The 22,409-nt window shown below is 65.6% G+C and carries 23 protein-coding genes and 1 pseudogene; 15 read left to right on the top strand and 9 right to left on the bottom strand.

The window, feature by feature from the left end; genetic code table 11:
- Positions 1–39: 39 nt before the first annotated feature.
- From G5B40_RS02540 to putA, 8 genes and pseudogenes are all read left to right on the top strand, one after another.
- The gene (locus G5B40_RS02540; RefSeq protein WP_165094601.1) at positions 40–1,119 is read left to right on the top strand and encodes a microcin C ABC transporter permease YejB; all 1,080 of its coding nucleotides are present in this window, start codon (positions 40–42) and stop codon (positions 1,117–1,119) included.
- Positions 1,120–2,178 carry an ABC transporter permease gene (locus G5B40_RS02545; protein ID WP_165094603.1) on the top strand — a complete coding sequence of 353 codons (1,059 nt, stop codon included), beginning with the start codon at positions 1,120–1,122 and terminating at the stop codon, positions 2,176–2,178.
- Positions 2,175–3,758 (top strand): ABC transporter ATP-binding protein, encoded by a 1,584-nt coding sequence (locus G5B40_RS02550; RefSeq protein WP_165094605.1) that lies wholly within the window; start codon positions 2,175–2,177, stop codon positions 3,756–3,758. The genes G5B40_RS02545 and G5B40_RS02550 overlap by 4 nt, the downstream gene beginning before the upstream one ends.
- A 69-nt stretch (positions 3,759–3,827) precedes the next feature.
- Positions 3,828–4,256, top strand: coding sequence for a GFA family protein (locus G5B40_RS02555; protein ID WP_165094607.1), 429 nt, complete (start codon positions 3,828–3,830; stop codon positions 4,254–4,256).
- 51 nt (positions 4,257–4,307) lie between these two features.
- Positions 4,308–5,075: an SDR family NAD(P)-dependent oxidoreductase gene (locus G5B40_RS02560; RefSeq protein ID WP_165094609.1), complete on the top strand. Its 768-nt coding sequence runs from the start codon at positions 4,308–4,310 to the stop codon at positions 5,073–5,075.
- A gap of 77 nt (positions 5,076–5,152) precedes the next feature.
- Entirely contained in the window at positions 5,153–6,148 is a 996-nt protein-coding gene (locus G5B40_RS02565; protein WP_165094611.1) for an aldo/keto reductase, read from the top strand.
- Positions 6,149–6,295: 147 nt separating this feature from the next.
- A pseudogene (locus tag G5B40_RS02570) lies at positions 6,296–7,455 on the top strand (ABC transporter substrate-binding protein).
- Positions 7,456–7,555: 100 nt separating this feature from the next.
- Positions 7,556–11,119 (top strand): bifunctional proline dehydrogenase/L-glutamate gamma-semialdehyde dehydrogenase PutA, encoded by a 3,564-nt coding sequence (putA, locus tag G5B40_RS02575; RefSeq protein WP_165094613.1) that lies wholly within the window; start codon positions 7,556–7,558, stop codon positions 11,117–11,119.
- Between the two features lie 8 nt (positions 11,120–11,127).
- Here the strand turns inward: putA and G5B40_RS02580 are convergent, their stop codons facing one another.
- Positions 11,128–11,580, bottom strand: a complete 453-nt coding sequence (locus G5B40_RS02580) for an iron-sulfur cluster assembly scaffold protein (protein WP_165094616.1) — start codon at positions 11,578–11,580, stop codon at positions 11,128–11,130.
- A gap of 73 nt (positions 11,581–11,653) precedes the next feature.
- Between G5B40_RS02580 and hisI the strand changes: the two genes are divergently transcribed.
- From hisI to rpsI, 4 genes are all read left to right on the top strand, one after another.
- Positions 11,654–12,022 (top strand): phosphoribosyl-AMP cyclohydrolase, encoded by a 369-nt coding sequence (gene hisI / locus G5B40_RS02585; RefSeq protein WP_165094619.1) that lies wholly within the window; start codon positions 11,654–11,656, stop codon positions 12,020–12,022.
- Positions 12,023–12,051: 29 nt separating this feature from the next.
- Positions 12,052–12,483, top strand: coding sequence for a PaaI family thioesterase (locus G5B40_RS02590; protein WP_165094621.1), 432 nt, complete (start codon positions 12,052–12,054; stop codon positions 12,481–12,483).
- Positions 12,484–12,653: 170 nt separating this feature from the next.
- Positions 12,654–13,118, top strand: coding sequence for a 50S ribosomal protein L13 (rplM, locus tag G5B40_RS02595; protein WP_165094624.1), 465 nt, complete (start codon positions 12,654–12,656; stop codon positions 13,116–13,118).
- Between the two features lie 2 nt (positions 13,119–13,120).
- Positions 13,121–13,627 (top strand): 30S ribosomal protein S9, encoded by a 507-nt coding sequence (gene rpsI, locus G5B40_RS02600; protein WP_165094626.1) that lies wholly within the window; start codon positions 13,121–13,123, stop codon positions 13,625–13,627.
- A 76-nt stretch (positions 13,628–13,703) separates the two neighbouring features.
- On the opposite strand, the gene G5B40_RS02605 is transcribed toward rpsI, so the two are convergent.
- The 5 genes from G5B40_RS02605 to speD form a co-directional block, all read right to left on the bottom strand.
- Positions 13,704–14,264, bottom strand: a complete 561-nt coding sequence (locus G5B40_RS02605) for a TetR/AcrR family transcriptional regulator (protein WP_165094629.1) — start codon at positions 14,262–14,264, stop codon at positions 13,704–13,706.
- Entirely contained in the window at positions 14,264–14,608 is a 345-nt protein-coding gene (locus G5B40_RS02610; protein WP_165094631.1) for a DMT family transporter, read from the bottom strand. The genes G5B40_RS02605 and G5B40_RS02610 overlap by 1 nt, the downstream gene beginning before the upstream one ends.
- 422 nt (positions 14,609–15,030) lie before the next feature.
- Positions 15,031–15,807 (bottom strand): L,D-transpeptidase family protein, encoded by a 777-nt coding sequence (locus tag G5B40_RS02615; RefSeq protein WP_165094634.1) that lies wholly within the window; start codon positions 15,805–15,807, stop codon positions 15,031–15,033.
- Between the two features lie 157 nt (positions 15,808–15,964).
- A complete protein-coding gene (gene speE / locus G5B40_RS02620; protein WP_165094637.1) occupies positions 15,965–16,813 on the bottom strand; it encodes a polyamine aminopropyltransferase in 849 nt (282 codons plus the stop codon).
- A complete protein-coding gene (gene speD / locus G5B40_RS02625) occupies positions 16,810–17,355 on the bottom strand; it encodes an adenosylmethionine decarboxylase (protein ID WP_165094640.1) in 546 nt (181 codons plus the stop codon). The genes speE and speD overlap by 4 nt, the downstream gene beginning before the upstream one ends.
- A 262-nt stretch (positions 17,356–17,617) precedes the next feature.
- Between speD and G5B40_RS02630 the strand changes: the two genes are divergently transcribed.
- Positions 17,618–18,541, top strand: coding sequence for a lysophospholipid acyltransferase family protein (locus G5B40_RS02630; RefSeq protein ID WP_165094642.1), 924 nt, complete (start codon positions 17,618–17,620; stop codon positions 18,539–18,541).
- A 19-nt stretch (positions 18,542–18,560) separates the two neighbouring features.
- On the opposite strand, the gene G5B40_RS02635 is transcribed toward G5B40_RS02630, so the two are convergent.
- Both G5B40_RS02635 and G5B40_RS02640 read right to left on the bottom strand, forming a co-directional pair.
- Entirely contained in the window at positions 18,561–18,953 is a 393-nt protein-coding gene (locus tag G5B40_RS02635) for a PaaI family thioesterase (RefSeq protein WP_211907402.1), read from the bottom strand.
- Positions 18,950–19,351, bottom strand: coding sequence for a hypothetical protein (locus tag G5B40_RS02640; protein WP_179961594.1), 402 nt, complete (start codon positions 19,349–19,351; stop codon positions 18,950–18,952). The genes G5B40_RS02635 and G5B40_RS02640 overlap by 4 nt, the downstream gene beginning before the upstream one ends.
- Positions 19,352–19,460: 109 nt before the next feature.
- On the opposite strand from G5B40_RS02640, the gene G5B40_RS02645 reads away from it, so the two are divergent.
- Together G5B40_RS02645 and G5B40_RS02650 are read left to right on the top strand one after the other, a co-directional pair.
- Positions 19,461–20,258, top strand: coding sequence for a helix-turn-helix domain-containing protein (locus tag G5B40_RS02645; RefSeq protein ID WP_165094645.1), 798 nt, complete (start codon positions 19,461–19,463; stop codon positions 20,256–20,258).
- A 73-nt stretch (positions 20,259–20,331) separates the two neighbouring features.
- Positions 20,332–21,030, top strand: a complete 699-nt coding sequence (locus tag G5B40_RS02650) for an ATP12 family chaperone protein (protein WP_165094647.1) — start codon at positions 20,332–20,334, stop codon at positions 21,028–21,030.
- A 3-nt stretch (positions 21,031–21,033) separates the two neighbouring features.
- Here G5B40_RS02650 and G5B40_RS02655 read toward each other — a convergent pair whose 3' ends face one another.
- Entirely contained in the window at positions 21,034–22,242 is a 1,209-nt protein-coding gene (locus G5B40_RS02655; protein ID WP_165094650.1) for a transporter substrate-binding domain-containing protein, read from the bottom strand.
- Positions 22,243–22,409 lie beyond the last annotated feature (167 nt).

Consider the following 22,409-nt stretch of genomic DNA (forward strand, 5'->3'; position numbering starts at 1 on the left):
CCTTGACCGCGGGGGCCGCCATGGCCAGAAACGCTTCCGATGGCCGCCTATATCCTCAGACGCCTTCTGCTGATCGTCCCGACTCTGTTCGGGATCATGGCGATCAATTTCGTCATCATCCAGTTCGCACCGGGCGGGCCGGTCGAGCAGGTGATCGCCGAGTTGACGCAGGTCACCGGCGGCGCGACGGAGCGCTTTTCGGGCGGCGGCGGGGATCTCGGCGCCGCCGCGGGCGGCGACAGTCAGTATCGTGGCGCGCAGGGGCTCGACCCCGCCTTCATCGCCGATCTGGAGAAACAGTTCGGGTTCGACAAGCCGCCGCTCGAACGCTTCTTCACCATGGTCTGGAACTATATTCGCTTCGATTTCGGCGAGAGCTATTTCCGCTCGGTCACGGTGATCGACCTGATCATCGAGAAGATGCCGGTCTCGATCTCGCTGGGCATTTGGACGACGCTGCTCTCCTATCTCATCTCGATCCCGCTTGGGATTCGAAAAGCGGTGAAGGACGGCTCGCGCTTCGATGTCTGGACCTCCGGAGTCATCATCATCGGCTACGCGATCCCGTCCTTTCTTTTCGCGATCATGCTGCTGATCTTCTTCGCCGGCGGCAGCTATCTTCAGTGGTTTCCGCTTCGCGGTCTCCATTCGGCCGGGGCGGAGAACATGTCCTGGCTCGAATGGGGACTGGATTATCTCCACCATATTGCTCTGCCGGTTCTGGCGATGTCGATTTCCGGTTTTGCGACGCTGACGCTGCTGACCAAGAACTCCTTTCTGGATGAAATCGGCAAGCAATATGTCGTCACCGCCCGCGCCAAGGGCCTTGCGGAGCGCAAGGTGCTTTACGGCCACGTCTTTCGTAACGCCATGCTTATCGTCGTCGCCGGGTTCCCGGCGGCCTTCGTTTCGGTCTTCTTCACCGGCTCGCTGCTGATCGAGACGATCTTTTCGCTCGATGGGCTCGGCCTGCTCAGTTATGAGAGCATTGTGAAGCGCGACTATCCGGTAGTGTTCGGCACGCTTTATCTTTTCGGTTTGATCGGGCTTCTCATGCATCTGATCACCGACATGGTCTACGTGCAGATCGATCCCCGGATCGATTTCGAGGGGCGCTGAATGTTCCGTCTCTCTCCGATCGGCCAGCGGCGCTGGCGGAATTTCAAGGCGAACCGGCGCGGCTGGTGGTCGCTCTGGGTCTTCCTCGGGCTCTTTCTGATCTCGTTCTTCGCGGAAGTGGTGGCGAACGACAAGCCGCTGGTCATGTCCTTCAAGGGCGAGCTGCATTTCCCGATGCTGACCTTCTACCCGGAGACCTACTTCGGCGGCGATTACGAGACCGAGCCGGACTACACCGATCCGTTCGTTCAGGATCTCATTCGCGGCAATGGCGACGAGACGATCGAGGCGGGCGAGACGCCGGGCTGGATGGTCTGGCCGTTGATACCGTTCTCCTACGACACCCCGAACTACGCCGTCGCCACCGCGCCCGGCCCGCCGACCTGGCAGAACCTTCTCGGCACCGACGACCAGACGCGGGACGTGCTGGCTCGGGTGATATACGGATTTCGCATCTCGGTGCTCTTCGGCTTCACCGTCACGTTTCTCTCGTCGATGATCGGCGTTCTGGCCGGCGCGACGCAGGGCTTCTTCGGTGGCTGGGTCGACCTTTTCTTTCAGCGGGTGGTGGAGATATGGGCGAATATTCCGACGCTCTATGTCCTCATCATCGTCTCGGCGATCATCACGCCCAATTTCTGGATTCTGATGTTTCTACTGACGCTGTTCTCGTGGACCGCGCTCGTCGGCGTGGTGCGGGCGGAGTTTCTGCGCGCGCGGAATTTCGAATATGTCCGCGCGGCGCGCGCGCTTGGCGTCTCCGACTGGCCGATCATGTTCCGGCATCTCCTGCCGAATGCGATGGTGGCGACGCTGACCATCGTGCCGTTCCTGCTGGCCGGTTCGGTCTCGATCCTCGCTTCGCTCGACTTTCTCGGCCTCGGGCTCCCGGCTTCATACCCGTCGCTCGGCGACCTGGCGCTGCAGGGTAAGAACAACCTGCAGGCGCCGTGGCTCGGCGTCACCGCCTTCTTCACCTTCGCGATCATGCTCTCGCTCCTCGTCTTCATATTCGAGGGGGTGCGCGACGCTTTCGACGCCCGAAAGACCTTCGCGTGAGCGTTCTTTCGGTTCGCGATCTCACCGTGGGTTTCCGCTCCGAAGGGCGGGTGCAGCCGGCGGTGCGCGGCGTCTCCTTCGCTATCGAGAAGGGCGAGACACTGGCGCTGGTCGGGGAATCCGGCTCCGGTAAATCCGTCACCGCGCTGGCGACGGTCGGGCTCCTGCCCGCCGCCGCGGTGATCGAGGGTTCCGCGACCTACGAAGGCGAGGAGATGATCGGCGCGTCGCTGGCGCGGCTCCGCGCGGTGCGTGGCAACGATGTGAGCTTCATATTCCAGGAGCCGATGACTTCGCTCAATCCGCTCCACACCATCGAACGCCAGATCGGTGAGAGCCTGGCTTTGCATCAGGGCCTGACCGGCGCCCCGGCGCGCGATCGGATTCTCGACCTGCTGGAGAAGGTCGGGATCAGGGATGCGAAGAGCCGCCTCGGCGCCTATCCGCACGAACTTTCCGGCGGCCAGCGCCAGCGGGTGATGATCGCGATGGCGCTGGCCAACGGACCAGAGCTGCTGATCGCAGACGAGCCGACCACCGCGCTGGATGTCACGATCCAGGCGCAGATACTGGATCTTCTGAAGGATCTGCAGCGGGATGAGGGGCTTTCCATGCTTTTCATCACCCATGATCTGAATATCGTGAAGCGGATCTCCGACCGTGTCGCGGTGATGAAGGACGGCGTCATCGTCGAAACCGGCGAGACGACCGATGTCTTCGCCGCGCCCGCGCATGAATACACGCGAAAGCTCCTCGGCTCCGCGCCCTCCGGTCGCCCCGACCCGATCGCGGCGGATGCATCGATTGTCTCGGAGGCCAACAACCTGAAGGTGTGGTTCCCGATCCGGCGCGGCCTCATGCGCCGCACGGTCGGTCATGTGAAGGCGGTGAACGGCGCCGATATCCGCGTGCACGCCGGCGAGACGCTCGGCGTCGTCGGCGAATCCGGCTCCGGCAAGACAACGGTTGCGCTGGCGCTCATGCGGTTGATCCCCTCGGAGGGGCGGATCGCCTTCATGGGGCGCGACGTGCAGAACCTGAAGCGAAAGGCGCTCCGCCCGCTCCGGCGCGAGATGCAGATCGTCTTTCAGGATCCATACGGCTCCCTTTCGCCGCGCATGTCCTGTTTCGAGATCGTCGCGGAGGGGCTGGGTGTTCACAAGATCGCCAGCGACGCCAAACCGCGCGATCTGGTCGCCGACGCGCTCCGTGAGGTCGGCCTGCCGGTCGAGGCGATGGACCGCTATCCGCACGAGTTTTCCGGCGGTCAGCGCCAGCGCATCGCCATCGCCCGGGCGATGATCCTGAAGCCGAAGCTGGTGGTGCTGGATGAGCCTACCTCGGCGCTCGATATGACCGTGCAAACCCAGATCATCGAATTGTTGCGCGGGCTCCAGCGCAAATACAGCCTCGCCTTCATTTTCATCAGCCACGATCTGCGGGTGATCCGCGCGGTCAGCCACCGTGTGATGGTGATGAGATCGGGCGAGGTGGTGGAGGCGGGCGACGCCGCGGCGGTGATCGACACGCCCACGCACGACTATACGAAAAAGCTGATGAAGGCGGCGTTCGGGGCGTGACGCTTGTTTTTGCCGGCCTCCACGCCGATGGTCGGCACTACGCAACTTCTGACTCCAATGGAGGATGAGATGGGAGAGACTCACAAAGGCGCATGCTTTTGCGGCGCGGTTGAGATCGAGGCGACCGGCGCGCCGGCCCTGATGGGCTATTGCCATTGCGAGGACTGCCGCAAATGGTCGGCTGGACCAGTGAACGCGTTCACGCTCTGGGCGCCCGATTCCGTAAAGGTGACGAAAGGCGAGGACAGCATTCTCACCTACGCCAAGACCGACCGCAGTCTTCGGAAATCTTGCACGAAATGCGGCGGGCACATTATGTCCGCCCACCCGGGCATGGGTATGACCGATGTCTATGCTTCGACGATCCCATCGCTGAAGTTCGAACCCGCCTTCCACGTGTTCTACGCGGAGACGGTTCTGAAAATCGTCGACGGGTTGCCTAAATTCCGTGACATGCCAAAAGACGCCGGCGGTTCGGGCGAAACGGTTCCGGAATAGGCGCCGGATCCGCCGGCGCCATCCACCAGACAACGAAACGAGGACTAACATATGAAAATCGAAGGTATCGCCGCGGTCGTGACCGGCGGCGCCTCCGGGCTTGGCGAAGCGACGGCGCGAATGCTCGCCGGGCTTGGCGCGAAGGTCGCGCTCTTCGACATGAACGAGGCGGCAGGCGAAGCCGTCGCGGCGGAGATTGGCGGTGTCTTCGCGAAGGTCGACGTTTCCGATCCGCAATCGGTCGCCGCGGGCTTCACGAAGGCGCGCGCGGCGCATGGGCAGGAGCGGGTTCTGGTCAACTGCGCGGGAATCGCCCCGCCCGAACGCACCGTGAACCGCGATGGCGCGCCGCACGACGCGGCGAAATACGCCAAGGTGATCGGCGTCAATCTCATCGGCACCTTCAACGCCTGCTCACAGGCCGCGGCGGGCATGGCGGCGGTCGAGCCGGTGAATGACGATGGCGAGCGCGGGGTGCTTATCAACACCGCCTCCGTCGCCGCCTATGACGGACAGATCGGGCAGGTCGCCTATGGCTCCTCCAAGGCGGGCGTCGTCGGCATGACGCTGCCGATGGCGCGCGATCTCTCGCGCTCCGGCGTTCGCGTTCTCGCCATCGCGCCGGGGCTTTTCCTGACGCCGATGCTCAAGGGTCTGCCGGAAGAGGCGCAGAAGAGCCTCGGCGCGCAGGTTCCGTTCCCGGCCCGGCTGGGCGGCCCGGAGGAATACGCCGCGCTTGTTCGCCACATGATCGAGAACGTGATGCTGAACGGCGAGGTGGTGCGACTCGACGGGGCGATCCGCATGGCGCCGAAATAGGCGAGGGCGGGCGCGGCGCCGCTTTTCGCGGCGCGCCCGCGGCGCAGATTGCGACGACAGAGCGGATGGGAAACAAGATGCAGAAACGCAGCCTGGGCCGCGGCGGCCCGCTTGTCGGCGCGGTCGGTTATGGCGCGATGTCATTCTCCGATTTCTATGGCGAGGCGACCCGGGAAGGTTCGTTCGATATCCTCGACGCCTGCCTCGACCTTGGCGTCGACCATATCGACACATCGAACGTCTACGGCATGGGCCGCTCGGAAGAATGGATCGGCGAATGGCTGAGGGCGCGGGGCGGCGCGAATCCGTTCACCATCGCCACCAAGGCCGGAATCGCCAGAACGCCGGAGGGTAAGCGGCGTATCGATAACAGTCGCGAATACCTCGAGGCGGAACTTGACAGCAGCCTGAACCGTCTTGGCGTGGACGCCGTCGATCTTTTCTACGTTCATCGCCGCGACGCTGCGACGCCGATTGAAGAGGTCGCGGAGAATCTCGCCGCGCTGGTGCAGGCCGGGAAGACAAAGGCGGTCGGATTTTCAGAGATCGCGCCATCGTCGCTGCGCCGCGCCCATGCCGTCACCCCCATCGCGGCGGTGCAATCGGAATACTCGCTGGCGGTTCGTTCGCCCGAACTTGGGCTCGTCCAGACCTGCGCAGAGCTTGGCGTCGCGCTTGTCGCATTTTCACCCGTCGGTCGCGCGATCCTGACGGATCGCCCGCATCACGCCGATGCGCTCGCCGGGATGAGCTTCATGAAGGGGAACCCCCGCTTTCAGGAGCCGAACCTCTCCGCCAATCTCGCGATCAGCGACCGCTTTCGCGCGCTCGCGGCGGCGCGGGGCGAGCCCGCCGCTGCGATCGCCATCGCCTGGCTTCTCCATCAGGGAGAACATATTCTGCCGATTCCCGGCACACGCTCCGTCGCGCATCTGCGTGAAGTGGCGCGGGGCGCGGCGATCGAACTCTCCGCTGAGGACATCGCTGAGATCGAGACGGCGCTGCCTGTAGGCTGGGCGCATGGCGACCGCTATTCGGCCGCCCAATGGGAAGGCCCCGAACGCTATTGCTGAACGGCGTGGGCTTACCGGAGTGAACGCGCGCACCACCGCTCGCTTGTCATCTGCGTCCCGCTGTTCGAAACTCCGCCGAAACAAGTAGGGGAGATCAGCATGCAGCCGACTCTGACCCGCCGGGCCGCGCTGAAAGGCGCGGCGGCCATGGCCGGCGCCCTTGCGGCGCCGGCTCTCTCTCACGCCGCTTCCCGAGATGACTGGATCATCCGCGGCTCGATCCCACTCACCGGCCCTTTCGCCGCGACCGGAGTCGATGGACTCAAGACGACACAGGACTGGGTCGAGATGAGAAACGCATCGGGCGGAATCGCCGGCCGGCGGATCGACCTTTCGTACGAGGATTCTGGTTACTATCCAAAGACATCTCTCGAAAACTTCAGACGAGTGATGAGAGCCGACACGCCGCCGCATTTCTATTTTGGCGACAGCACCGGCTTCATGCGTCTGGTTCGGCCGGAACTCGCCAGGACGCCGGTTCTGAACGGCGGCGCGAGTTTCGCGGGCGAGTTCGCGCGCCCGCGTGAAAGCCCCTGGCAGTTCATCGCCGGCCCGGCCTACGGCGCCATGGCGGAAATCGCCATGCGCTACATCGCGTCCTCGGGGGGACGCGTATCGCAATTCTACATTCCGATACCGAATACGGGCGTGAGCCGCTGCAGCGCGCGCGCAGGGCGGCGGCGGAGCTGGGTATGGAGATCGTCCTCGAAGAACCGACAGCCCTCAACAATGTCGATCCGAAGACGCATGTCGCGGCGCTCATGCGCGCCGATCCGGATCACATATTCGTCCACGGCTATATCGCCAATGTCTGGCCGGATGTCATCGCCGAGGCGCGCGCGCGCGGTATGGATGCGCGTTTTGTCGGCACGTTCTGGAGCATGGATCCGATGGCCGCCCGCCTCGCGGACGAGCGTCTCGGCGATGTTCTGGACGGCTATGCCGGCGTCATGCCCTTTCGCTATTTCCATGAGGCCGAGCACAGCCCCGCCTACCGCGAATTCGTCGCTTTCAGGACAGCGAAATACGGCGCCGGTTTCGATCGCGAAGTCAGCGCGTGGTCTCTTCTCGGGCTGGCTATTCTGGCGCTTCTGGAGAAGATATTCATCGACGTCGCGTCGAGCGGCGTCGCTCCGACGCCGCGTGCGCTGGTCGATGCGCTGGAAGGGGTGCGGAACTGGGATTCGGGCGGCTATTACGGCCTGCCGGCGACCGTCGAGAACCATTCGATCAGGCAGGCGCGGATCTGTCGCTACAATGCAGCGAAGCGTATCTTCGAGCCGGTGACCGAGACCATTCATCTCTGAGGGGGCCTTGCGCCCCGATCCGGCCGGAGAAAGAGGGCCTGTCACGACACGTCGGCGCTCGTTAGGATCGGCATCATCGCGCAATAGCCGGATCTTGCTCATGGACCAGATACGCCACGCCCTCCGCGCCGCTGAAAAAGCCGACGAAGCGGACTGTCTCGCGGCGCTGACGCGGGTCGCCGCGCTCTCGCCCCAGGACCGGGCCGCCGCCGCCGTCTGCGCCGCCGATCTGGTGCGCGCGGTGCGCGGCGCCGGCGCGCCGGGGCTGATGGAGAGTTTTCTGGCCGAATACGGCCTTTCGACCGTGGAGGGCGTCGCGCTGATGTGCCTCGCCGAGGCGCTCTTGCGCGTACCGGACTCGGAGACCATCGACGATCTCATCCAGGACAAGATCGCTCCGCATGACTGGGGCGCCCATGTCGGAGATTCCGGGTCGATTCTCGTCAACGCCTCGACCTGGGGGCTGATGCTGACGGGCAGGGTGCTCGATGACGAGGACACCGGCGTCGCCGGCGCGCTTCGCGGCATGGTGCGCCGGCTCGGCGAGCCGGTGATCCGTCGCGCGGTCGGCGCCGCAATGCGGGAGATGGGTTCGGCCTTCGTCCTTGGCGAAACGATCCGCGCGGCGATGAAGCGCGGCGATGCGATGGTCGCCAAGGGCTACACCTATTCCTACGACATGCTGGGCGAGGCGGCGCGGACCATGGCCGACGCCGACCGCTACATGGCCGCCTACGAAGCCGCCATCGCCGCCATCGCCGGGCGGGCGAAATCCGACGATATCGGCGCCAATCCGGGGATATCGGTGAAACTCTCCGCACTCCATCCCCGCTATGAGCGGAAGATGAAGGCGGTGACCGCGGAGGAAGTGTCGGCGCGGCTCCTGAAGCTCGCGCAGCAGGCGAAGGCGGCGCGGATCGGCCTCAATGTCGACGCCGAGGAGGTCGATCGGCTCGATCTCTCGCTCGACGTGATCGAGGCGGCGCTCTCCGACCCGTCGCTTGCGGGGTGGGACGGGTTCGGCGTTGTCGTTCAGGCCTATCAGCGCCGCGCCCCGCTGGTGATCGACTGGCTTCACGCGCTTGCCGAGAAGAAAGACCGCAAGATCATGGTCCGCCTGGTGAAAGGCGCCTATTGGGACACCGAGATCAAGCGTGCGCAGGTCATGGGCCTCGGCAATTATCCAGTATTCACCCGCAAGGCCGCGACCGATGTCAGCTATCTCGGCTGCGCCCGCAAACTGCTCGGCATGCGGGATCGGATCTATCCGCAATTCGCCACCCATAACGCGCACAGCGCCTCGGCGATCCTGATCATGGCTGGCGGGGCCGATGAGAGTTTCGAGTTCCAGCGCCTGCACGGCATGGGCGAGGCGCTGCATGAAGCGATCCGTAAAGAGTCCGGCGCCCGCTGCCGGATATACGCGCCGGTCGGCGCGCATGAGGATCTCCTCGCCTATCTCGTCCGCCGGCTGCTGGAGAACGGCGCGAACTCCAGCTTCGTCAACCAGATCGTCGATGAGGACGTTCCCGCCGAAACCGTCGCCGCCGACCCGTTCGAGACGCTGGAGGCGGCGCCGGCCCCGAACCCGCTGATCCCGGCCCCCGCCGACCTTTTCGCGCCGGAGCGGCGGAACGCGAAGGGCTGGGACATCGCCGGCGAGACCGATCTCACGGAGATCGACGCCGCCCGCGCCCCCTTCCTCGACCACCTCTGGGGCGAGGAAGGCGAGGTGCGGCTGAACCCCGCCACCGGCGCGCCGGTCGGCCGCGTCATCTGGTCCGATCCGGACGCCGTCGCCGGGGCGGTCGCGGCCGCGTGCGCCGCCGCGCCGGACTGGGCGGCGCGCCCCGCCGCCGCGCGCGCAGCGGTTCTGGAGCGGGCCGCCGATCTCTATGAGGCACATTTCGGCGAGATCTTCGTCCTCCTCGCCCGCGAGGCCGGCAAGACGCTGGACGACGCGGTGGCGGAGCTTCGCGAGGCTGTCGATTTTCTGCGCTACTACGCCGCGGGCGCGCCAGGCGCGCCAGGCGCGGCGCGCGGCGTCGTCGCCTGCATCTCCCCTTGGAATTTCCCACTCGCGATCTTCACCGGTCAGATCGCCGCCGCGCTGGCTGCCGGGAATGCGGTGGTCGCGAAACCAGCCGAACAGACGCCGCTGATCGCAGCGCTCGCGATCCGGCTGCTGCATGAGGCCGGGGTTCCCATCGACGCACTCCGCCTCGTTCAGGGCGCGGGTGATATCGGCGCGGCGCTGACCGCCGCTCGCGGTCTCGGAGGGGTCTGTTTCACCGGCTCGACGGAGGTCGCGCGGCTGATCGAGCGTCAACTCGCGAAAACTGCGCCCGAGGCGATGCTGATCGCGGAGACCGGCGGGCTCAACGCGATGATCGTCGACAGCACCGCGCTTCCCGAACAGGCGGTGCGCGACATCGTCGCCTCCGCCTTCCAGAGCGCCGGCCAGCGCTGCTCGGCGCTCCGTGTCCTATACGTGCAGGAGGACGTGGCGCCGAAGCTGACGGAAATGCTCTTCGGCGCGATGGATGCGTTGCGGATCGGCGACCCGCTGCGGCTGGAGACGGATATCGGCCCGGTGATTGACGAAGAGGCGCGCGAGACGATCGAGAACCATGTCGAGGCGGCGCAGAACGAAGGGCGGCTCCTGCATCGCATCGCGGCGCCCGGGGCCGGCGTGTTCTCCGCCCCGGCTGCGATCCGCGTCAGTGGAATCGAGGCGATCGAGCGCGAGGTTTTCGGTCCCGTCCTGCATGTCGCCACCTTTCCCGCCGATCGGGTCGATGCGGTGGTGCGCGCGGTCAACGCAAAAGGTTACGGGTTGACCTTCGGCCTTCACACCAGGATCGACCGGCGCGTGCAGCAGGTCGTGGACACCGCCGCGGTCGGTAATCTTTACGTCAACAGGAACCAGATCGGCGCTATCGTCGGCTCGCAGCCCTTCGGCGGCGAAGGGCTTTCGGGAACCGGGCCGAAGGCCGGCGGCCCGCATTACCTCGCTCGGTTTCGCTCCCGCCCTGCGCCTCGCGCCGCGGCGGCGCCAGCCGTCGCCGCGCGGCCGCCTCTCGATGGGGCGGCCGCGCGCGCTCTTCTCGGCCGGCTCTCGCCGGGGGACTGGGCCGGGCGGCGGGACCGGATCGACATCCTGCGCGAATTGTTGCGCGGGCGCGCGTCGGCGGCGATGAACGCGGCGGCGGCGCTCGATTGCGGCCCGCTCGATCTGCCGGGACCGACCGGAGAATCGAACCGGCTGCGCCTTGCGCCGCTTGGCCGCGTGATCTGCCTCGGGGCGGGGGAGGCGCTGCTCGGTCATGCGGTTCAGGCGCTGCGGATCGGTAACGCCGTCCTCGCGATCGGGCCGGAGGCGACGCGCGCCATGGTGCCGCTTCTCGACCCGCGTTTGCCGTTGCTAGCGCTGGACGGCGATCCGCCAGAGGGTTTCCTCGCTGCGGCGCATTTCGAAGCGCTGGCGCTTTCGGAACCGTCACGCGCGGGCGCGCTTCGTCTTACCCTCGCCGGCCGGGAGGGGCCGCTTATCCGGCTCATCGCCGAGGAGATTGCGCCGGAGCGTTTCGCTGCTGAGCGTTCGCTCTCGATCGACACGACCGCGGCGGGCGGCAACGCGCAGCTTCTGGCGGCGGTGGGGTAGGGCGGCTCTCAGCCCACGCGTTGCGCCGCGGCCTCGTCGAGCGCCGCGAGCGTCGCGTCCCAAGCCAGCAGGATCGAAGCGTGGCGGTTCTTGTAATCTTTCGCCGGCGCCAGCACCTCGAGCCCGTCGAAGGGTGCGCCCGGCGGCTCCGCGCCGGCTTTCAACATGGCGTGCAAAGCATTGCGTCCACTAGCGATTTCATCACGAGTCCGCCCAATCACCACGCCACCGAGCACGGCGGCGGAGGCCTGGCCGAGCGCGCAGGCCTTCACGTCCTGAGCGAACTCGGAAATCTGGCCATCCTCAACCCGAAGCGCGACAGAAACCGTAGAGCCGCAAAGGGGCGAGCGCTTCTTCGCCGCGCCGTCGGGCGCCCCGTCAAGCGGGCGGGTGAGCGGAATATCCGCGGCCAGCGCGAGAATGCGCTTGGAATAAAGTTGGATGAGATCGGTGTCAGGCATTTCAGTCTCCAGCCTCATTGCTTAGATAGCGCGGTCGCGGCCTCTGCGAAAGAGGCGGAGGGAAGGAGAAACCATGTCTGAGCCGTTTGACCCTGCGACATTGGTCTATGATGCGCGCGGTCTGATCCCTGCGATCGCTCAGGATGCGACTTCCGGCGAAGTGCTGATGATGGCGTGGATGAACGCGCGCGCCGTCGCCGAGACGCTCGCGAGCGGGCGCGTGACCTATTGGTCGCGCTCGCGCGCCGAACTCTGGAGGAAGGGAGACACCTCCGGCCATATCCAGCGCCTGAAAGAATTGCGCGTCGATTGCGACCGCGACTGTCTTCTCCTCAGCGTCGAGCAGACCGGCGCAGCCTGCCACACCAACCGGCGGAGTTGCTTTTATACCGCCATCATCGAAGGTGAGGAAGTTGAAATGATCGCACCCGAGACGTCATGAACGCGCCCGCGCCGCAGCAAGAGGATGCTATGGATGAGAGGCCGTTACTTCTGAACGCCGGAGAGGTTCTCGCCTATCTGGAGGAGGTTTTTCCTGGTGTCGTCGGCAGGTTCGACGTCATCGAACTCGCGCCGATGCGGGTCAGGATGCGGCGGAGAACCGGGTCGGGCGACATCCGCCCGGGCGGCACGGTCTCCGGCCCGGCGATGTTCGAGGCGGTGGATTGCGGCTTTTATGTCGCGCTTCTGGCGATGATCGGGCGCGAGGCGCTGACCGTGACCACGAATGCGTCGATCAACTTTTTCAACAAGCCGGCGCCAACGGCGCTGATCTGTGATGTGCGCATCCTTAAACTCGGCAAATTGCTCGCCACCGGGGATGCGACGGTCTGGTCCGAAGGTCAAGCGCAGCCGGTCGCGCATGCGACGCTTACCTACGCCATCCCGCCCCGGCGTCCGTGAAATAGTGGGGTAGTTAAATACCACCTTTACAGGCAATTGAAAAAGAAGGGCTTTTTCTCCTGTCGGAGATTGACTTCGCCGCACGAATCGTTAGAACGCGCCATCCGTCGCGCTTATGTAGGCGCGACGAGCGGAATAACGCCCGATTTGGGCCAAGAACTGGACGAAACATGAAAACCTACAGCGCCAGACCGGCCGATATCGAGAAGAAATGGGTGATCGTCGACGCCAGCGGCGTCGTCCTGGGCCGCCTCGCCTCGATCGTCGCCATGCGGCTACGCGGCAAGCACAAGGCCACCTTCACGCCGCATATGGACATGGGCGACAATGTGATCGTCATCAACGCCGAGAAGGTGCAGATGACCGGCAACAAGCGCGCCGACAAGACCTATTATCGCCACACCGGCCATCCGGGCGGGATCAAGTCGCGCACCGCGGCGCAGATCCTCGACGGCGCGCATCCCGAGCGTGTGATGGAGAAGGCGGTGGAGCGGATGATGCCGGGCGGGCCGTTGAGCCGCAAGCAACTCGGAAATCTCCGGGTCTACGCCGGCGAGACGCACCCGCATGAGGCGCAGGCGCCCGAGGTGCTGGACGTCCGTTCGATGAACAAGAAGAACACGCGGAGCGCATGAGCATGGCTGAAGAGATCAAATCGCTCGACGATCTGAAGGACGCGGTGGACGCGAGCGGCGTCGCCGCCGCCGATACGACGGTCGAAGAGGTCGCGGCCCCGCGTGAGCCGGTGCGTGACGCGCTTGGCCGGTCCTACGCCACCGGCAAGCGGAAGGACGCGGTCGCCCGCGTCTGGGTTCGCCCCGGTTCCGGCAAGATCATGGTGAACGGCAAGGAAATGGCGACCTATTTCGCCCGTCCGGTGTTGCAGATGGTTCTGAAGCAGGCGTTCACCGTCGCCAATGTCGACGGCCAGTTTGACGTGATGGCGAAGGTGAAGGGCGGCGGACTTTCCGGCCAAGCCGGCGCGGTCAAGCACGGCGTCTCCAAGGCGCTCAGCCTCTACGATCCGGCGCTGCGCCCCGCGCTGAAGGCGGCGGGCTTCCTGACCCGCGACAGCCGTGTCGTCGAACGCAAGAAATACGGCCGCCGCAAAGCACGCCGGAGCTTTCAGTTCTCCAAGCGCTGAGGCGATTGGACACGAGACGCGAAAAGCCCGCTTCGGCGGGCTTTTTTCTTTGGTGAAGGGAGCGGAAGGATCTTGCTCAGCGGTTAGCAGGGTTTGCGAGTCGAAGGATCTCACCGCGAAGGCCGCGCTCGTCCTCGAGCGGAACGCCATCCGCTTGCGCAAACCAGAACCCGTCCGCCGCGAGTCGCGCGATCCTCAGGTTCAGGGCGGAATCCGTCTCCGCATGCATCGCCTCTTGCGACGCGAGCCATTCATACCAACGCTTCCGCAGGCCGGGATCGCCCATGAAGGCGGAAAGCACCCCCGCCGACGCCGGCTCGCTCTCCATTGCGACGGGGTCGAGAGTCGCTCGAATGTAGGCGCGGGTGAAGCGGCCAAAACGCGTCTCATCGGCGATCATCAGATCTGCGATCGCATGTTCAAGCCGTGCGATATAGGCTTCGAAAAGCCCGCGAAGCAGGGCGTCCCTGTTAGGGTAGTGGTGAAGCAGACCGCCTTTCGTCACCCCTGCGGCGTCCGAAACCGCCTGCATGGTGACGGATCGGAGCCCGTGCTCGCGCGCAAGGTCCTCGGCGGCCGTCAGAAGCGCGGCGCGAACGGCGTCGGGCCTCTTCTTTCTGTGATGGCCAACGGCCATCAGTGGCCCGTCGAGCGCGAGACGCCGTTCAGAATGACGACGCCCGTGACAATGAAGCCGATTCCGACCCACGCAGCGAGATCGAACGATTGACGGAAGAACAGGGTGCTGATCGCGGCGGTCAGCACGACGCCGAGTCCAGCCCAGATCGCGTAGGCGACGCCGAGCGGGATGGACCGCAGCGCCAGCGAAAGCAGATAGAACGAGCCGATGTAGAACAGCGCCATCAACACGGTCGGCGCGACCCTGGTGAATTGCTCCGACTTGAGCAGCAGAGCGGAGCCGGTCACCTCGCAGAGAATGGCGCCGCCGAGAGCGAGATAAGAGGCGAAGACGGGTGGCATGGGCGGTCTCCTGAAGATACCGTCCAGATGGTTTTTTATGGATTAGGAGTCAAGCCTCCGGTATTCGGCCATCCGTCACCGCCAAGACCGCGATCGCCCGAGCCCGGCATTGCGGCGGGTGTCGAGACATTCTTCAACTTTGTCGAGCAGGTGGAGCCGGCGGCCGATGCACGTCCGCCGTGACGGCAACCGGGAGGATGAAACGGCGTTCCATAATTTCCGACCGGCGCCCCAATGACGGCTACGGTCCTAAAACGTCTGTCAGGCCGAGTGCGGGGATGGCCGCCCCGATATCTGGTCCACATCGCGTCGCTCGCGAAATCGCATAGCGTGGATGACGTCGCTTTCGCTCCGGTGCAAGTAGCAGGACGCCGTGGGCGAGGGGCTCCTGCCGGTCGCGGTGGAATGCGCGATGGCGCGGCTTACGCGGGCGGCGTGGGAATCGTCGCGCGCGCGCCGCTCACGAACGGATCGGTTGATGGGCCAATGCCATAAACGTCGTCAAAGGTCCGCAGCCGCCCTTCCGAATCGGGAAATGCGCGATAATAGCGAAAATACACCGGGACCGGGTCGGCAGGCATGTCGAAAGTCCGGCGCCCGTTGGCGTATTGATGGACCTCCTCGATGTCGATCCCCTGGAGCCATGCGATCACCTCGTCCCAGCGTTCGACCCGGACGCAACCATGGGAAAGGGCGCGCATGTCGCGCTCGAAGAGTTTCTTGCGATTGGTGTCGTGGAGATAGATCAGCATGCCGGGCTGCAGCCGGATGGCCGCGAGACCGAGCGGATTGCCCTTGCCCGCGGGCCAAGTCCGCGCCTGGTATTCGCCACTCCGGACCATGGTCGGGGTCGGGCGCCAGGTCGGCCGGAAGCGGACGACAGAGACCCAGGTGTCGACAAGCGGCGTTTCGGTGTCCGGCCCACCCGGCGCGCCGACGATCACCTTGCTGCGAAAGACTTCCTCGCCATCTTCGATGGCGATCAGTTCGAACGATGGAATATTGACGAGGATGGCCTTGCCCTTCAACGGCGTTCTGAACGGCACATTGAATCGATCCATCACCACCTGCATCGACGATACCGGCGTAAGCGCGGGGGCGGGTTCGGGCGCGGGCGCTTCAGCCTGCGGCGGCGGCGCGCAACCCGCGAGGAGAAGAAGTGCGAGGCCGACAAGCGGTGTCAGTGATATACGGCGCATTGGTCGGCATTCTCCGTAAAGTTGAAGAAATCACGCTAACCATTGGATGCTAATATTTTTCCACTTCGCCGTCTGTGCAAGGGCGCGCGGGCGCCGGCGCGGAGTCGATTCGACCGAAACCTGAAACATTTATGTGACTCAGGCGAAACCGCCCCGATCAGCCGACCAGCCGGCTGACATAGCCCGGCAGAGCGAAAGCCGCCTTGTGGACGGCGGGGGTGTAATAGCGAAGGCCGGTCAGCCCGGCGGCGCCCATCCGCCCCTCCAGCACCTGCTCCGGGGTTTCGCGCGCCTGGCCATCGGTTCCCCAGCCAAAGGCCATCGGTCCGCCGGCGTAGGTCGGCACCGTGGCGAGATAGGCCGTCGCATCGGCGAACAGGGCGCGAAAGGCCCGCATCGTCCCGCGCAGTTCCTCGGGCTGTAGAAATGGAACCCCGTTCTGGGTGACGAGGATGCCGCCATCCGCCAGGCGCTGGCGCGTGCGCCCATAGAAACTGTCGGTGAACAGCGTCTCGCCCGGCCCGATCGGGTCGGTGCTGTCGATGATGATGACGTCGAAACGCGCGTCCGCGGTCGCGACATAATCGGCGCCATCGGCGATCTCCAACCGGAGTCGCTGATCGTCGAAAGCGCCGGCGGAGATTCCGGGAAGCCATTTTTTCGAGAACTCGACGACGCTGGCGTCGATCTCCACCATAACGACTTCTTCCACCGCGCCATGACGCAGCACTTCGCGCGCCATGCCGCCGTCGCCGCCGCCGATGATCAGAACCCGCCGCGCCGCGCCATGGGCGAGCAGCGGCGTGTGGGTGAGCATCTCATGATAGATGTACTCATCGCCCTCCGTCACCTGCACAACGCCGTCGAGGGTGAGAACCCGGCCGAAGACCGGGTTCTCGAAGACCTGGAGGCGCTGATGATCGGTGCGGCTGTCGTAGATCATCCGCGCCGCACGCAACCGCTGGCGATAGTCAGGGTGCAGCGTCTCGTCGATCCAGTCGTTCACAGCGCCGCCTCGACAATCCCTTCGCCGCGCAGAAGCTCTTTCACCCGCACTTCTCGCGCGCTGAACGCACGGCGCAGGACTCCGATCGCGTGGCGAGGTTCGGCGTCGCCGCACATGAAGACGTCGAACGCGCCGTAGCCGATCTCCGGCCATGTGTGGACGGAGATGTGGCTCTCCGCCAGCACCGCGACTCCGGAGACGCCCTGCGGGGTGAATTTGTGCGTGTGGATATGGAGCAGCGTCGCGCCGCAGGCGGTCACGCAATCGCGCAGCGCCGCTTCGATCCGTTCCTGATCGTCCAGTCCCTCGCCCTCAACCACCTCGAGGATGAGGTGCGTGCCGGCGAAGACCTTCCCGTCGCGGCGCATGAAGTGATCTTCCCGCTCCGCATCGAAAAGGTCGTTGTCGGCGGCCAGCTTGTAGCCGTCGTCAAGCGGAAGTGTGTAGCAAGACACGGCCTCGTCACCGTGACGATCCGTTTCCTCGTGGGTGGCGCCATATTCCAGGTCGGTCCCCAGTCGGAAAAGGTGGGCGCTGTTCATGGCGCATCCCTCCAACCAAAAATACCAGGCCCAGTGGTCCCTTAGCGCCCCCCGAGTGATCGAAGATGGGATCGGCGACCCTGTGGAACGGCGCAGATAGGGTTTCGAGCGTTGCAATGCAACAAGGAATCCGCGCGCTACAGACGATCCTGTTCCACAACCGACGCCTGTTGCCCGCGCGCATCTCATGACGCCGGCGGCGGCGCGCCTTCGTCATTCCGAACGTTGTCAATCGGTGCGGCGGCGCCGTAATCAGGCGGCGATGCGTGGCGCGACAGATCATTTAAGGCGAACACCGGGGGAGATCTCCTACGCTTACAGCGCGCGTTCGCGCGCCGGGCGGGTGGTGATCCGCTCCATCGAGAACCTGACCGGACGGCCCCGGCTGATTCGCATGGCGCTCGGCTATGAGACCGAGGTTTCGGCGGGGCGCGATTTCTGGGAGGTGATGACCGAGCGTTACCGCGTCCATGTCGAGCTCGGGAGGGGCGGGCTGGAGCGGATTCCGGTGGAAGGGCCGCTGGTGATCGTCGCCAACCACCCGTTCGGCATTCTCGACGGCATGGCGATGGGGCGAATACTCTCCGCCCGCCGGCCGCATTTTCGCATCGTGGCGCACAAGATCTTTCACCGCGCACGCGAGCTTGAAGAGATGATCCTGCCGATCAGCTTCGACGAGACCCGCGCCGCGCAGATGGTCAATCTGGAGACCCGCAGACAGGCGCTCGCCTATCTCGCAGGGGGCGGCGCCATCGGGATTTTCCCGGGCGGCACCGTCTCCACCGCGAAACGGCCGTTCGGGCGACCGATGGACCCGGCCTGGCGGAACTTCACCGCGCGGCTCGTGTCGCGTTCCGGGGCGCACGTGGTCCCGGTCTATTTTCACGGCGCCAACAGCCGCATGTTCCAGATTGCGAGCCATTTGCACCCGACGCTGCGGGTCGCGCTCCTGATCAAGGAGTTCGGCGCCCGGGTCGGCGGCGCGATCCAGGCGACGATCGGCGCGCCGCTGGCGCCGGACGCGATCCGGAGCGCGGCGGGCGACCCGGCGCGCCTGATGGATTACCTCCGCGACGCGACCTATTCGCTCTCTCCGGCGCCGCTCGATTCGCTCGATTACGGGTTCGAGTTCGAGCCGGCCTATGCCGCGCGGCGTCGCGACGATCGGCGTTCCGACGCCGTCTGAGCGGCGTCGGTGCTTTCTTTCAGAGGTTCAGCTGGGTCTGGATCGTCAGCGCGACCGGCTTGCCGTCCTCATCCGTGATGTCCGTCCGCCAGACCTGCAGACGCTTGCCGCGCTGCACCGGCTCCGTCCGCGCCTTGACCGTCGCGCCGGACTTCGCGGACCCGAGAAGGTTGGTCTTGCTCTCCACCGTCACGGTGCCGGCCGCGCCTTCCGGAAGGTTCAGGAAGGCGCCGAGTCCGCCGAGCGAATCGGCGAGGCTGATGACGACCCCGCCATGCGCGACGCCCCCGGCGGTGCAGAGATCCGGGCGGATCGTCATCTCCGCCTCGACCAGATCGGGCGTTGCGGAGATCACCTTCACGCCGAGCGTCCTGGCGAAAGGCATGGTTTTCTGGAGCGTTTCAGTATTCATGAGCGCGCCTCTCCGATCATCCGCATGCGGGCGAGGCCAGCTTGTTCCGCGGCCGCGAAACCCGCGACCGCCACAGCCTGAAGCAGGACGAATGCGACTCCAAACCCGTTCATCGGCGCGAGGCCGAAGACGAGCGCGAGGCTGGCGGCCGCCCAGGCGACATTGCCCCAAACGACGAGGCGCAGAAGCCAGGGCGCCGCGCGTGACGCAACAAACGCGATCAGCGCCGCAATGGGCGGCAGCAGCGCGCCGGCTCCGGTCAGCAGCGGAATGGGCAGGGCGGTCAGCGCCGCGACCGGCCCCGAAAAGGCTAGAAGCCCCACGCCCATCACGGCGCATGTCGCGGCGTCGAGGATGAGGATGCGGCGAAGGATCGCCGGAGTGATTTCGAATCTCATATTCGTCTCCTTTCGCGGTCGACAGGCTCGAGAATGGCTATCGCTGCGGCAGGGTGCGATTACCCCGGAAGTAATGGCGCGAATGCACCGGTCGGAATAGATTTCGGCCATGAACATGGAGCAGAACGATTTCGGGGCTCTGGTGCGCGACTGGCGGAAACGCCGTCGGCGGAGCCAACTCGAGCTTGCGGTGGAGACGCCGATGTCGCAGCGCCATCTCAGCTTTCTCGAATCCGGCCGCGCGCGGCCGAGCCGGGAAACGGTTGGCCGGCTCGCCGCCGCTCTCGATCTTCCGCCGCGAGCCATGAATGCGCTTTATCTCGCCGCCGGGTTCGCGCCCGCGCGGCCCGTGCGGTCATTCGACGACCCCGCGCTGGAGGCGGTGCGCGGCGCGGCGCGCGCGATGCTCGCCGCCGCCAATCCGGCGCCGGCGCTCGCGGTGGACCGTCACTGGAACCTGATCGAAGCCAACCCGGCCGCAATGCGGCTTATGAAGGGGGTGGCCGACGCTTTGCTCGAACCCCCAGTCAATGTTCTCAAACTGTCGCTCCACCCCGAGGGACTGGCGCCGCGCCTCGCCAATTTTCGTGAATGGCGCGCCCATCTCACGGCGCGACTGACCCGCGAGGCCGAACTCGCCGGCGATTCCGCGCTCACCGCGCTGCGCGACGAATTGCTCGGCTATCCGGTCCCGCGCGGCGCGGCGCCCGGCCCGGTTACCGCCGCACCCGGCCGCGTCGCGATCCCGCTCAGCGTCATGACGCCGCTCGGTCGGCTCGATCTGATGAGCGCAACCACGGTGTTCGGCGGCGCCGAGGAGGTGACGTCCTCCGAACTGGTGATCGAAAGTTTCTGGCCGGTCGCCACGAAGGATCGCGCGATGCTGGAGGAAATGGCCAATGCCTGAGTAGGGGTCGCGCCCGCGCCCCGCCGCCGCTATATGAGCCGCGAACGCGGATTGCGAAGATGCGGGGCGGCTCTTGAAGCGATTTTACAAGACGGCGGAGGCGGTCGAAACGCCGGCCGGCTGGACGGTCACACTGGACGAAAGGCCGATCCGCACACCGGCGAAAGCGGTTTTCGTGACGCCGGGCCGCGCCCTGGCGGCGGCGGCGGCCGAAGAATGGGCGGCGCAGGAGACGCAAGTGAAGCCTGCGGAGATGCCGATCACCCGCGCCGTCAACACCGCCATCGACCGCACCGCGCCGGAGCATGAGGCGGTGGTCGAGATCGTCGCCGCCTATGGCGGAACCGACCTCGTCTCCTATCGCGCCAATGCGCCCGCCGCGCTGCGCGCCCGGCAGGAGGCGGCGTGGGATCCGCTGGTCAGCTGGGTGGAGGCTGCGCACGGCGCCCGGCTCGTGGTCACGACCGGGGTGATGCACGCGCTTCAGCCCGAAGAAGGACAACGCCGGCTCAAGGCGGCGGTCGCGGCCCATGACGCCTTCCGGCTGACCGCGCTCTACGATCTCGCCGCGCTCTCCGGTTCGCTCGTCATCGCCCTGGCGGTGGCGGCGCGGCGGCTGGAGGCCGAGGAGGGATGGCGGCTCAGCCGGGTGGACGAAAGCTGGCAGGAGGAGTTCTGGGGCGTTGACGCTGAGGCTGCGGCTATGGCCGCTAAAAAGAAACGCGATTTCAAGGCGGCCGCGCTGTTTCTTGACCTTTTGGAAAAAGACTGAACGCTACCCGCCGGCGCCATCGCGTCGCACTTGGGCGCTCAGGTGCCGTCGTACGATCTCGAACCATGCTCCATCTTCACGCATCATGTGAAGACCCTCGTCAATCCGGGCGATCAGTTCGGCTTTTCTCGGGTTCCTGATCGACGTCACGGCATGGAGCGTGACGACCGTCGCCAGCTGTGGCTGCTCGGTGATGGTTTCGGTCGCCTTCAGCGTCGTGAGCGCCTCGTCGGCGACGGCCGTGGCGACGACCACGGCGTCGACCTCGCCTTCGAGCAGCATCGCAAAGCAGCGCTCCGCCGTCGCCGCGCGTTTCAGCTCGATATACGGCTCGACGAGCCCGACCGTCTCCATCATGCCGAGGGAGTAGGTTTCCGGGCGGCAGAGCGTTCTGCCGCCAAGCGCGCGGTGATCGGCGGGGGCCGCCTCCTCAACGCGGGTGTAATAGCTGAACACCTGCTCCAGAAGCGGGGCGGACCAGACGAGATTGCGACAGCGGCGACGTGATTCCACCCCCAGCCTCCAGATCCGGTCGCAGTCGGGGCGGATCCAGGCGAGCGAAACATCATAGGCGAGATCGGTCAGAAGCGGGTCGAGATGCGCGGCCCGGTCGTTGATGAAGTCGATCCTGAACTCGTCGGGGGACATGACGCGCGAGAGAGCGGTCGACAGAATCTCCGCGATCATCCCGCCCTTTTCCCGCTTCTCGTCCAGAAACGGCGCCCATCCGCCCGCGGCGACGACGCGGAGCGGTTGGGTCGAGGCTGATGGCGCGGAGAGAGCGTCATCGCTGGCCGGGTGGGATGTCGCGGTTTCTATCTGCCGCGATGAGTTCATGACTCGCGCCGGATCGACGGGTTGCGGCGCCCCGGTTGCGGTTTCACGCAGCTCCGCCGCGGCGGCTTCGGCTTCCGGCGCGATCAGTTCGTCTGACGTACTCAGACAGGGCACCTCGATCGTCATGCCAATTTCGAGTTGCGAGGCGTTACGGCCGATCAGCGCGCGGTTGGCCTCGTGCAGCGTGACGTAGGATGCGTCCGGTCCATAGGCGCGCTCGGCGATTTTCTGCAATGTATCGCCACGGCCGACAAGATAGGGCGCGCCACATTCGATCGGCGCCCCCCTCGCGCCCGCGGCCGAGACGCCGCCCGCAGTCGCCAAGGTCGCGCCCGCAGCGAGGCCGAAGACGCCGATGAGCGCGCTAAGACGCATGGAATACACCCCATCCAGATTGAGACGGCGCGGAGAATGGGCGAGGGCGCCAGTGGATTCAAGCGCTCCGCGCCGCGCGCTTTCTGACGCCGCGTCAGCTTGGGACGGGCTTGCCAGCGACGCCGGATTGCGAAGGTATGGCGCGCTTGCAAAGGAGCGGAAACGAA

The sequence above is a fragment of the Pikeienuella piscinae genome, from assembly GCF_011044155.1.
Taxonomy (GTDB): Bacteria; Pseudomonadota; Alphaproteobacteria; order Rhodobacterales; family Rhodobacteraceae; genus Pikeienuella; species Pikeienuella piscinae.